Origin of the sequence: Photorhabdus sp. HUG-39 (assembly GCF_963878365.1) — a bacterium.
Lineage (GTDB): Bacteria > Pseudomonadota > Gammaproteobacteria > Enterobacterales > Enterobacteriaceae > Photorhabdus > Photorhabdus kayaii.
Window position 1 is genome coordinate 243,095 of record NZ_CAWNWY010000002.1, and the last position, 13,967, is coordinate 257,061.

At 44.4% G+C, this 13,967-nt stretch carries 3 protein-coding genes and 1 pseudogene; 2 read left to right on the forward strand and 2 right to left on the reverse strand.

The features are described from left to right. Positions 1–294: 294 nt before the first annotated feature. Positions 295–12,507 (forward strand): MARTX multifunctional-autoprocessing repeats-in-toxin holotoxin RtxA, encoded by a 12,213-nt coding sequence (gene rtxA / locus AAC155_RS02835; RefSeq protein WP_113040948.1) that lies wholly within the window; start codon positions 295–297, stop codon positions 12,505–12,507. A gap of 286 nt (positions 12,508–12,793) precedes the next feature. On the opposite strand, the gene AAC155_RS02840 is transcribed toward rtxA, so the two are convergent. Further along, positions 12,794–13,285 carry a DUF2569 domain-containing protein gene (locus AAC155_RS02840; RefSeq protein ID WP_158536474.1) on the reverse strand — a complete coding sequence of 164 codons (492 nt, stop codon included), beginning with the start codon at positions 13,283–13,285 and terminating at the stop codon, positions 12,794–12,796. Positions 13,286–13,407: 122 nt separating this feature from the next. Next, positions 13,408–13,731 carry a hypothetical protein gene (locus AAC155_RS02845; protein WP_113040950.1) on the reverse strand — a complete coding sequence of 108 codons (324 nt, stop codon included), beginning with the start codon at positions 13,729–13,731 and terminating at the stop codon, positions 13,408–13,410. Between the two features lie 101 nt (positions 13,732–13,832). Between AAC155_RS02845 and AAC155_RS02850 the strand changes: the two are divergent. Beyond that, positions 13,833–13,967, forward strand: a pseudogene (locus tag AAC155_RS02850) (transposase family protein); the annotation flags it as partial.

Here is a 13,967-nt window from a genome sequence, read left to right on the forward strand (position 1 = left end):
TGTTTTAAGGTGTTTGTAAATCGATCAAATTGAAACTTTTCTGAACTTAATATTTTCTTTGTTATATCCGTGTTATTAATAAATTACTTTTTGGAAAAAGTATGTTTGATAAATTCATGCAAACAATATCTGATGTTAATTTTAATGGCGGTTTTTTCTTTATTTGATTTTTTGCTATTAAAAATTCAGAAGATTTCACTGTTTCGTGAGAGATTGAATATTCAAAATAACTGCCCTATCTGTTAGGTGCAGTGGTTTTCTGCTTAACTTCAATAATAAATTAAAGGACTATTGATGGGGAAATCATCAAATAGAAGTACAGAGTACTTTTTTACTGGGAAATATTATGACGATAATGACGGTAACAGTATTACTGCTATTGGTATTGGTGGTGAAGTTTATGCTTATGGCGGAGATGATGATGTTACTGTTGGTTCATTAAAGGTCGGTGTATACCATACGAATGGTGAACTTTCGGTAAAGGGAGCCTCAGGTTATACCGGTATTAGTAAAACGGGAAATGGCGGCTTGTCATTTGCCGGTGCAGCCGGTGCGGCTATTATTAATCACACGGGTGAAGTTGGAAATTTAAATTATTCGGGTGCTGCCGGCTATAACAAACTGGTTCGTAAAGGTTTATCTGGAGATACAAGTTTTAAAGGGGCTGGTGGATATAATCAGTTATGGCATGAAACTGATCAGGGAAATGTTTATTTTGCTGGCGCAGGAGCGGCTAACAAAATTGACCGTACCTGGTTTAATCATTATGAGGGTACTCAAGGAGATGTGACATTTAACGGCGCAGGCGCTGCAAATAGTATCGATTCGCGGATAGAAAGCGGCGATGTCATTTTGAATGGGGTTGGTGCTGATAATCATATTGTACGTAAAGGTAGAGAAGGTAACATTATCTTGCGTGGTGCGGGGGCAGCGAATCGCATTGAACGTATACGCCACAGTGAAGATAGGTATGGACAGACACAGGGTAATATTACTTTTAAAGGTGCGGGGGGATATAACAAACTCTATTCTGACGTTGCTCACGGTAATATTCATTTTACTGGTGCAGGGGCTTATAACGAAATTACCCGAGCAGGGATGGAAAATGAAATAGAATTTGCTCAGGCTAAAGATATTGTGATGACATCAGCCACAATGGAAGGACGCTGGATTCAACAATCCCAGCAAGTTAACGCGGTTAAATCCGCGGTAGAGCCTGATACTTATCTCTTTGCCATTGCCAATAATGTTAATACTAAAGTTGTTTCTGTGCGGCTGCAAAATAATCCTGATACCGGTAAGCTCCGTTATTATGCCACTTCTTGGTATAAGGAAGGTAATCATCTTAAGGATATTGCTAAGGAAAATATCAACGTAAATAATGGATTTATCCCCGTTAAAAGGGAAGGTGCTATTACGCTTGCCAATATTAATCTTGTATATCGACAAGAAACCACAATACAGGGCGTTGAGGAGGCATTATTAACCGATAGATGGGTGAATTATTCCGATGGTACTAACATTGAAGCGAAAAATGTCACACTGGGTAGTGCCAAAATGGGGGGATACGCGCTCTCTTCTGATGGGCTGAAAATCGATGTCTCTCCGGTGAAATCAAACGAGCAGCCGGATACTTATGTATATGCAATATTTCTGGAACCTTATACCAAAGTGGTTGAGGTTAAGTTGGCGAATGATTATGAAACAGGAAAGCTGAAATATATTGCAAAATCTTGGTATAAAAAAGGGGACCATACTGGCCGTTTGGCGAATGAACATTTTTCCTATCCTCGCGGTTATCGATCAATGGGGGCTGGTTATACGTTAAGTCAGCTTCACTATGATTTAAATGTAACAGATGAGATTACTGATTGTCTGACTGATATTGAAGGTTATTTTGAGCAAGATGTTATTAAATCATCAAAGAATGGCGGTGATAGTTCGGGTAATATTTATTTCATCGGTGCAGGGGGTGGAAACGTTATTACATCCAATGTGTCGCACGGTAATATTAATTTCACAGGAGCGGGCGCGGCTAACATTATTCTACACAGTTCAACATTCGGTAATACCTATTTTGACGGGGGAGGTGGTGCTAATGTTATTGTGAAAAACGGTGAAGAGGGCAATCTATCGTTCCGTGGTGCGGGTTTAGCCAATGTCTTGGTTCACCAAAGCCAGCGCGGGAAAATGGATGTTTACGCCAGCGGCGCGGTAAATATTCTTGTGCGTGTCGGGGATGGACAATATCTGGCTCACCTTCTGTCCTATGGCAATATTTCAATTCACAAAGGCAGCGGTAACAGCCGGGTGCTGATGTTAGGCGGGTACAACACTCATACCCAAATCGGTAATGGCAATGGGAACTGGTCCGGTGCGGGCGGTTTTAACGTCATCACCCAGGCCGGAACAGGGGATATCTTCTCCGTACTTTTGGGTGGTGCTAACGTACTGACTAAACTCGGTGCGGGAGATCTGGTTTCCGGTCTGTTCGGCGGTGCCAATATTATCACCCATCTCAGTGAGGAGACTGAAACGTCAAACACTACAGCAATAGCGTTGGGCGGAGCTAACATCTTTACCAAGAAAGGGAAAGGCTATGCGCTGGCGGTCATGGGCGGCGGTGCGAATGTTCTTACACATATCGGTGACGGCAATACCACGGGCGTGATGCTGGGTGGCGCGAATATCTTAACCAAAGTCGGAAAGGGTGACACCACCGGCATCATGTTCGGCATTGGCAACGTGCTGACCCATGTTGGCGACGGTTTGACACTGGGCGTGATGGCCGCGGCAGGGAACATCTTCACTAAAGTCGGGGAGGGGACATCAATTGCGTCCCTGATTGGCGCGGGTAACCTGTTTACTCATGTCGGCAAAGGGGATACTTGGGCGTTAATGGGCGGCGCAGTGAACGTATTTACCAAAGTGGGTGACGGTAATGCGCTGGCCTTGATGGTAGCCGCAGGCAATGTGTTTACGCATATTGGGGATGGCACCAGTGTTGCGCTGATGCTGGCAAAAGGCAATATCGCCACGAAAGTGGGTAATGGCATGACCCTGGCGGCGATGATCGGCAAAGCCAATCTCTTTACCCATGTTGGGGATGGCAATACCTTTGCGGCTCTGATTGGCGGGATTAATGTGCTGACCAAAGTCGGTCATGACCAGACCGCCGCCTTAATGATAGGGAAAGCGAATATTTTTACCCATGTGGGTAATGGCGTCAGTATTGGTTTGTTTGCCGGTGAACTGAACGTGATGACCAAAGTCGGCGAGGGGACAACACTGGCGGCCATGTTTGGTAAAGCCAACGTTATGACTCATGTGGGGGATGGCTTAACAGGGGTGTTAGCACTGGGTGAGGCGAATATCGTCACCAAGGTGGGTGATGATTTTATGGGGGTGGTTGCGGCGGCGAAAGCGAACGTCATCACGCATGTGGGAGATTCAACAACTGCGGGCGTGCTTCTTGGCAAGGGTAATATCCTGACCAAAGTGGGCGACGGTACCACAGTCGGCCTGCTTATTTCCGATGTCGGTAACGTGATGACCCATGTCGGCGAGGGCACGACAGTGGGGTTTGCCAAAGGTAAAGCCAATCTTATCACCAAAATTGGCGATGGCACCGGGGTGAATGCGGCTTGGGGTGAAGCGAATATCCTGACTCAGGTGGGAAATGGCGACCGTTACACCTTTGCGAAAGGTAAAGCTAACATCATTACCAAAGTAGGGAAGGGACAAGAAGTCACGGTGGTGCAGGGCGATGCCAATATCATTACCCATGTGGGTAACGGTGACGATTACACCGGTGCCTGGGGTAAAGCCAACGTGATCACTAAAGTCGGTGACGGGCGTAATGTGGTGCTGGCGAAAGGTAAGGCTAACATTGTCACTCAGGTGGGTAAAGGAGACGGTTTTAATGCCTTATGGAGCGAAGGCAATGCCGTCACCAAAGTGGGTGACGGTATGCAGGTGACGGTGGCAAAAGGGAAAGCTAACGTAACGACAACAGTGGGCAATGGCTTAAATATCACCGCTGCTCATAGTGACGTTAACATTAACACTCATGTAGGTAATGGCGTTTCGGTTAACCTGGCGTGGGGTAAGCACAATATTAATGCCAAAGTGGGCAATGGCCTCAATGTTGCGGTCATGAAAGGTCAAGCTAATGCCAATATCCATGTGGGTGATGGTCTGGGTATCAACGCTTGTTATGCACGTAATAACGTGGTGGTTAAGATTGGTAATGGTGATTTCTACAGCTTCTCTGTTACAGAAGGCAACAAACTTTCTTCCCTCTTTGAGCATATCAAACAGACAACATTAGGTGTGGGCGGCAGTCAGGCAATCAACTATTTGGTTCATGGACAGGAAGCTAACACGTCGGGCACCCATGAAGGCAGAGGGGCGATTCATTTAGCGGAAGTATCTGCTATTGATGGCTTTCAGATGGATGAAATTGCGTCGGTAAGTTCAGATTTAAACCATAGTTTCAATGGTGCTATAACAGCCGTGGAGACGCCTGACGTCAGTTCAATAGAAAGTGTTTTGAGTCAAAAAACGCTATCGGAGTCAGATCAGGATGAAAATCTGATTGTCAATGGTGACTTTGAGCAAGGTAATCAAGGTTGGCAGTCAACTCATGGCATAGAGGCATATAACCCAGCGAGTGCTTATGGTCTTGATAATACCGGTGATGGTGAACGAGCCGGTAAATTTGATGTTGATAAAAATACTGTAATTTGGCAGGAATTACAAAATTTGTCTGAAGGAGAAGTGGTTTCACTGACTTTTGATTTTATGAGTCATTTAGAGATGGTGGACCGTGATCTGAGTGACTGCGGAATAGTGGTGTTGTGGAATGGTAAGTCTGTATTCTCAGCTTCTGGACCGGGAGCTATATGGCGAACTCAAAAACTCGATTTAATGGCAAAAGCAGGTACTAACCGGATTGAATTTAAAGGTACAGGCCAGGATGATGGATTTAGCTATATCTTAGACAATATCGCTGTGAAATCTGAGACGTCACTGATTGTCAATAGTGACCTTGAGCAAGGTAAATTGGGTTGGCAATCAACCAATGATATTGCGGCCTATAGCCCAGTGAGTACTGATGAACCTAATAATACCCGTTATGGCGAACGAGTCAGTGAACTTGATGTTGATAAAAACACCACAATTTACCAGGACCTGCAAAACCGTTCTGAGGGAGAAGTGATTTCGCTGAGCTTTGATTTTGCCAATCGTCCCAATGCTTATTCAGCTGACAATGGTATGGATGTTTTCTGGAACGGCAAACTTGTATTCTCGACTTTTGGCGATGCCGAGAAATGGCAAAATAAAACACTAGAGCTGACAGCAAAAGCGGGCAGTAATCGAATTGAGTTTAAAGGAACTGGTTTGAATGATGGTATAGGCTATATTCTGGACAACGTTATTGCAAAATCTAAGCGCTCACGACAAGCCAATATTATTACCGAACAGGTGAAACAGGATAAAGCGGCGCAAAATGCGTTAAGCGATAAAGAAAAAGCAGAAAAAGATCGCCAACTGTTGGAACAGGAAAAAGAGAAACAACTGGCAGAAATTGCGAAATCGCAATCCCAGTTGGAATTAACGGATCAGGCAGCAGTTAGCCGAAATGGGCTGACACAGCGTAAGGCGATAGAAACAGAAGCGCAGGCGGAGACTGACAAACTGGTTTCCATGACGCAAGGTTTGGATGTGCTTGGTGACTATGCCAACTACAGCGGCCAATCAGGTGACCAGTGGCGTAATCAGTTTGCTTCCCAATTTTTGAACCGTACCCAGGACGAGCTGAATTACACCAAATTTATTACCCAAAAAAAATTAGCTAATGCTCAACGATCTATTACGGATAACCAACAACAAGTAAAAGAAGCGGTTAAGAAATCCGAGATTGGCGTAGCGCAAAGTGAGCAGCATCATGCCAGTGCAAAACAAGATATTGCAGAGGCTCAGAAGAAAGCAGAGTTAAGAAAAGAAGAAGCATTATTGCAGCAACAGCGGGCTAAAGAAGCGGAAAATGACGCAAATATCGCCTATCAGGGGTCGGAATATCGGGGTAAACGTGATATTGCTGCGGCTGAAAATAAAATTGCCCAGGTACAAGAAGATGTTAGAGGGGCAAAACAGGGCGATTCCAAACCTGATCGTACCGGTGCCGGTGGTAGTGGTTTGTCTGGTAATGCCTACGAATCGACAGGCGCGGGAGAAACCGGTAGCTATATTGATCCCGAATTAATACCGGAAGCTGAAAAAAGATTCTACAAGGGATTGACCGAAGAAGAGCTACAGGCGTTGGATGATGCTAAACAAGCGGTTGAGCGTCTACAGATAAATGCCAGTATCCGCGCGAAAAATACTGGCGTTTTAACTACTTCAAAGTTTGCCAAAGGACAATCTGACGATAGGGTGATACCAACGTCGAACAGTTCAGGTGAGCGAGTCAGAAGAGTGCCGCGGATTTCAGGCATTAATCTGAAATCGTTGGGGAATGATGTCAAGGTAGAACAGAAAGATTCTGCAATATTTGACAATGCAAAATTTAATGTATTGAAAGAGGGAAATAAGCTATTTATCAACCCTAATGTACGAACATTGGGGCGGAAAAGGCGACTTAGTAAAGCGCTGGTTGCTGTACGTGATATGTTCTATAAAACGATGAGCCATTTCGATGAAGAGCATATATTGCTGCTTGAGCAGGCGATAGCTGATTGGCAACAGCATAGCCCAAAGGAATTTGCTCTACGCACCAATCAGGTGAACTTAGTACGTTTTAAAATGGGCCGAATGATAGAGCACTTGCAGGCTCAGCGAGCTGAATCCGCTGGCGTCCTTGGGATCGCCGTGGCGCCTCGACATGCTGAACATCTTAAGCAGCGGGTCATATTTGATGGAACTGGACGTGTTGTCGGTTTAAAAAACGGTGTAACACAAAACGAAATTAATCATCTTATTGAGTGGAAAATTACACCGTTGACTCGAACGAACTCAACCGCTAAACGGGAAGCGCCTAAGACCGAGAGTGAAAGTTTGGTTGCTTTTATGAGCCGATTGGAAACCGCGAATATCCCGGAAGCGAGGCTTTTGATTGGACGGGCTAGAAGACTCTGGCTCACTGGACAAGTCACATCGAAGGAAACTATCAAGTTATTTGATGCTGCTGCTAGCCAGTTACAGGCATATCCTGAGTTACATGCTTTGGTACTGTCATTACAGGCTGATGCTCACAGAGAAAAGTCAACTACCCAATATATTGACAACTTATTTGGCCGTCGTTTTGATTCTGAGTTGGCGCATACGTTGGTGAAAAACGCGTCACCGGATGCGAGAGCGACCTCCAGACGGATAGGTCAGTTTCTGGTGCAGGAGTTTGAGTCGTATATGCAAAGTACTCCGGGCTCACCTGTACTCGACGGACAGATTGCTATCAGAATGCAAGCTTTTGCCGAAAAAATTAAAAAGGATATTCGTCCTTGGTTCAGTCGGGTGCCTGAACTGACCGCATTCCTGCAAAAACCGACCTTTGATAACTTTAAGATCATGATGACCAAGGTGGATAGCGGCTTTGAAATGATCAAAATTCCGTTTCTGGCAGTAAAAATGTCGAACACTGATGGTATGGGGTTACATTTATCTCAATGGAAGGCGGAAGCGGATATTTTTTATCGGGATGAGATCTATAAGGCTCGTTCCACCAGTAGTAAATTAACGAATAGGGCGGATGTTACCTATAAAGTGAAATTAACTGAACAGCAAACCAATGATTATGGTATTGCACTGCCTTACCAGCCATCCGGTGATCAATATGAAGATTTCCTGTATGGCAGAAAGGTGGCGGCGGGCAGAGTACTGACGCCTGGACAGGAAACAACGCTTGAGCGTAACGCCTTGGCACAAGGGCATTCCGTGGTGACGGGGGCATCTGGATCAACTAATATCATGGTTCATCTCAATAACCATATTGCTAGTCAAGATCCCACTTTCTCGCCGGAGCAGGCATATCTTAATACTTTGGCGTTCCTGGTGTTTGATGGCGGTCATTCAGTTAATGAAAGTTTGGTGGTCTACAAAGCATTGCAGACGGCTGGTGATGAACGTCGGCAGGTACTGCAAAACTACACCGCCAGTTATACAGATCTGATGGATATCGCGGGAGATAAAGGGAAACTGTGGATAAATCAGGCATTAAATAGCGCATTTGAGAAAACCCAACATCTTTATCGAGAAAATACCCCTGAGAGAGAACAGAACGACTCTTCAGTGGAAGCATTACAGGCGTTATCGGGCAAAAATAGAGCGTCAGAGTCGGTATTAATTGAGAATGATGGTACTTCGCCACGGGAGAAAGACTCTTTAAACCCAGTGACCCGATTCTTTAACAACGAATTGTATGGTTTTAAAGAAGAGCGCCGCCATATCAGTGATGAGACGCAGACTATGCTTAATGATGCGGTTGCTAATGGCAGCTCAAGCAAAATCACCCTAAAAGGCGAAGGGGGACGTTTAACGGGATATTATCATCAAGGTGACATAAAACCAGATGATATCTCGACGGCAGCAGAGAAAAAAGTCGTGCTTTTCCTTCATGATTCAGGTTTGTCCGCGGAAGAGCAAGCTCATGACATCCAAAGCCACTATCAAAATCAGGGCATTGATATACTGGCTGTCAACATGCGCGGCTATGGTGGTAGTGATGGTAGTCCCGGTGAGCAAGAGTTCTATCAGGATGCCCGGACGATGTTTCGCTATTTGGTGCAAGATCGCGGTATTAAGCCGGGTAATATTATCCTTCATGGTTATTCCGTTGGTGGGCCGGTGGCGGCAGATCTTGCTCGATATGCAGCGCAAAATAATCAAGCCGTGTCAGGTCTGTTACTCGACAGGCCAATATCGAGTATAACCAAAACCATAACCGCGCATGACGTACCAAACCCTGGTGGCATGATTGGGGCATTGGCAAAAGCGATGAACGGACAATTTTCAGTAGAAAAAAACCTCAAAGGTCTGCCGATCAATACGCCGATCATGCTGTTAACTGACAATCAAGGTTTAGGGCATGAAGGGGAAAAGCTGCGTGCAAGATTGACCGCTTCTGGTTATCGCGTATCGGGTGAACAAACCTTTTATGGTCATGTTGAGAGCGGTGCTTTAATGAGCCAATATACTGATAGGATTGTTTCTACGCTCTCCGATTTTCAAAATAAAAATCGGGATATGGTGAAGAACTCGTTGCAAAAGAGTGGCAATCATGGGACACGTTTTGATAGTCAGATCATTATTCAAATGGAAGATGACCCGATTGTAGCAAAAGCCGCGATCAATCTGGCGGGTAAACACCGGGAATCCAGCGTGGTGGTGAAATTTGATGCTGATGGCAAATATCATGTCATTTATGGTGATCCTGCCAGATTATCAGGCAAATTACGTTGGCAGATTGTTGGTCATGGCCGTGATGAATCGGCACAAAATAACACTCGTTTGAGTGGTTACAGTGCCGATGAATTGGCAATAAAACTAAAACAGTTCAGTCAGAACTTTAACCAAGCGGGTAAACCTGATCGTATCAGCATCGTGGGTTGTTCACTGATTAGTGATGATAAGCAGCACGGTTTTGCCTACCATTTTATTACCGCTTTAGATAAACAGGGTATCCGTAGTGAGGTTTCAGCGCGTCGTAGTACAGTGGCCGTTGATGCAACAGGTCGTAAATTTACCCGCGATAAAAATCATCAGTGGGTTAACAAGTTGGGCGATAACAAACTGGTGTTACGTTGGAATGAACAGGATGAACTAACGGCTACAACAGAAAAACTGCGTCGTGGTGTGGCTGAAAGCGATATCAACCTTGCCCGGGTGGGGTACACGGAAGCGGATTCAACAACCAAAGGGGCAATTGCGGATAACCATGATGTTTTCACCGTGCCAGGGAAGCGCAAAAACAGGGTTGAGCTCGGTTCAAATCCTCAATCGAAGCCGCTGAGTTACGCCGGGAATATACAGGTAAACGTGGGTGACGGTGAATTTACCGCGATCAACTGGGGAACCTCGAACGTCGGTATCAAAGTGGGTACGGGTGGTTTTAAATCACTGGCCTTTGGCGACAACAATGTGATGATTCACATCGGGGAGGGTGACAGTAAGCACAGCGTTAATCTGGGTGGTTATCAAGCATTTGAAGGGGCGCAGATGTTTATTGGCAACCGTAACGTCAGCTTCAACCAGGGTCGCAGCAATGACCTGATTGTCATGATGGATAAATCCCTCCCTACACCACCGTTGGTTAATCCATTTGATGGCGCTGCGCGTATTACCGGTGTACTGAAATCTATTGCTCATTCCGGCGAAGAGTGGGATTGGTTGGCGGTGCAAAATCAGCAGTGGACACTATCTGGTGCGAAAAAATTTGTGCGGGACATGTCTGGTTTAGACCAAACCAGTAGTGTGGATTACAAGACATTGGTTGATCTGGATTCGCAGCGCGAGCGCAGTAGCCGTGGTTTGAAAAGTGACACAGAAGCGGCATTGAATAAAAAATACCACCATTGGTTAAGTGGTCACGGTAAAAAGATTGATACCAGTAAAATGAGCCGTGCGGATAAATTTCGTCAGGCCAATGAGAAACTGGCTTTCAATTTTGCGGTAGGTGGTCAAGGGGCGGACATTCAGGTCACAACCGGTAGTTGGAACTTTATGTTCGGTGACCATATTCAATCGATTTTGGATACCAACCTGGGTTCTCTGTTTGGTCTGATGACGCAGCAATATTCAACAACGGGCCTGGCGAAAACAACATTTACTTACAATCTACAGGACTTACCGCGTCAGCTTAAAAACAAGCTACAGGGTCGGTTAGCCGGTGTGGATGCAGAGACCACGTTAGCGGATATTTTTTGTGTGGATTACACGCCGGAGGGACAGATTGTTGCCCGTACTGGTAAGCCGGTTGATGGCAAGGTGATTTTGCGAGAGATGTTGGAAGTGATTAAGCAGTTTGGTGGTGATCAACTAAGTGCCTTCACTGATCCGGATAAATTGATTAATGGTTTGAAACAGAACGCTGATATGAGTGCTGATGGTATTGAGTCATTTTTTGTCAGTCATGGGCTGAAAGAGAAAGCGCCTGATAAAAATCGGGAAAAGAGTATACCGGGTGCCATCAACAGTGGGGATAGTCAGGCTAATGACAAATCAGAGCGTGCTTTGGGCTTTAATTCGCTGAATTTGCCTAACCTGTTTGCGACGATATTCAGCAAAGATAAACAAAAAGAGATGAAGTCATTAGTGACCAATCTGAAAGAGAATCTCACGGCAGATCTGCTCAATATGGAGCAGAAAACGTTTGATTTCCTGCGTAACAGCGGTCATCTGCAAGGGGATAGCGATATCCATATCTCGTTAGGGAACTATAACTTCAACTGGGGCGGTGACGGTAAAGATCTCGGTGCTTATCTGGGCGATAACAACAACTTCTGGGGTGGTCGCGGAGATGATGTTTATTACTCCATCGGTACTTCCAACATCTTTACCGGTGGTGAAGGTGATGACTTGGGCGTTCTGATGGGACGTGAAAACTGGATGTTTGGTGGTAGTGGCGATGATACCGCAGTGGTAGCCGGACGCATTAACCATGTGTTCATGGGTGAGGGTAATGATCAGACATTTGTTTTTGGTGAAGGCGGCATTATTGATGCCGGTAATGGACAGGACTACGTTGTCACTTCTGGTAACTACAACCAGGTGGATACTGGAGAAGATCAAGATTATGCCGTGACCATCGGTAATAACAACCGGGTTGAGTTAGGTGAAGGCAATGACTTTAGCAGGGTGTTTGGTAATGACAACCGAATTGATGGCAACATGGGTAGCGATGTCATTAAACTGATGGGCTATCATGCGGTAATTAATGGCGGAGAAGGTGATGACCACCTGATAGCGGCCTCAATTTCGAAATTCAGCCAGTTTGACGGCGGAGAGGGTCAGGATCTACTGGTGTTGGGGGGATACCAGAACCACTTCCAAGGAGGGGCAGGAGTAGATAGCTTTGTGGTCAGTGGTAAGGTGATTGACAGTCAGGTTGATGATATTAATGCAGAAGATATGATTGCCTTTAACGATATTGACTGGCAAGACTTGTGGTTCCAGCGCAGTGGATATGATCTGGTTTTATCAGTGAATCGCCCTACTCAGGATAAAACTGCTCAGAGCCTGTTTGAATCGGTGGGTTCAGTCACCTTTAGTGATTACTTTAATGGTAACCGTGCCAAATTAGTGACACAGATGGAGCATAAGGATACATCAGGAGAGCGTGAATTTACGGCACTTTCCGACAATGCGGTTGATACCTTAATTCAGGCAATGAGCAGTTTTTCCCCAACAGCCGGTGATAACGGTTTTATCGAAGGGCTGGACAGCAAGGCGAAAGAGGCTATTACGACGGCGTGGGCAGACACCATAATTGGCAAGGGAAAATTTGCCTGATTTAACTTGCCATAAGGCTAAGCAATAACGGTAAAAATGGCTCACTGGATAGGTGGGCCATCGTAATCTCGCAAGGGTATTATCGCTAGCTTACCCTTTTCCGCCGCATGCTTACGAATCAAGTAGAAATTAAATAGTCTGAGCTCAGCAAAATACAGTACTCAGACCTTGATGAACGAGTGATTTAAATTGCCTGACTTTTGTAAATAATTCATAAAGCCGGGCTAGTTTTAATTGCCATATTTTTTGAATAAATATGAGTTGCAAAATAGTTTAATTTTAATCGTTACTTTATAAATGTTCTTTTAACTCGGATAGATATAATAAAGTAAGGTACCCATATACATGTATAAAACACAGCTCTAAAAAGTAAGAAGAGATAATTATAATCCAGTTTTATTTCATATACATAATGAGCCAATGATAAATCAGTTATTATAAATAATGAAGTAAAAACTAAAAGGATAATATAAAATAAAGGTGTTTCTTTCTTTTTTCTAAAGAAAAGAATAGATGTATAAAGTGCAACTCCAAAAATAATAGTAAAACAAATAAATTCAAATCCTATAAGGATACGTAATTCACCTAGAAAATCATAACCAAAGATCAAGGTTGTCATTGTTTTATATGAACTAAATAAAGAACTTAATATTACAAAGATAATATTTATTGCCGGAAAATAGAGAAACCCGCCAATTCTACTCAGTTCTTTCTCTTCACATGCTGCACAAAAATCTGATTCATGCAATACTGGGTTTTCACATTTAATACACTTCATAAAATTTCTCCAAATAGTCATCTCAATCCAAAGATTGATTATTAATTTACGTAAATCATACAGGTGATAATATATAAAACAATAACTTATTAGTCCGATAAACACCCCTATTAAATTACCTCTTAAATTGTATACTCGTCATCTTGCAAGTTGCCTCTTTGTTGGCTGCACTCACTCACCCCGGTCACATAGTTATCTATGCTCCCGGGGATTCGTTCCCTTGCCGTCGCGATCCATCTTGAAATCCATAGGGTATATAAATATAGCAAAACGGTTTGGATCACCAAATTCCGAGATGCGTCAATATTCAACATCGCACCCCGTAAATCAGCCCATTCCCGTACTTCTGCCGGCGTAAGGGAATCCAGCCCCTGCATTCTGGCTTTTTCCTGAATTTCTCCTATTCGTGCCTGAACCTTATCGTATTCCTGACAACAGAATGGCAACTGGCATCACCCCAGGGCGCGAGCATACTTTTTTACCCCCCCTTGAATGAACCGTAATTATATGATCTCATTCTCCTTATTTTTCTTTTTAATACTCGCCCATGAATCTGAACCAGACCCTGATTGAACATTTAACCGTTGTGAAAGAAACTCGTTCTGACATCAATCGTCAATACGAGCTGATTGATGTTATTTTTCTTGTCATCAGCGCCATTCTCGCTGGCGCTGAAGGTTGG

Excerpts from the sequence above, each read along its gene's own strand:
- AAC155_RS02840 (WP_158536474.1), bottom strand. The coding sequence starts at position 13,285 with ATGAAGTGTATTAAATGTGAAAACCCAGTATTGCATGAATCAGATTTT.
- rtxA (WP_113040948.1), top strand. The coding sequence starts at position 295 with ATGGGGAAATCATCAAATAGAAGTACAGAGTACTTTTTTACTGGGAAA.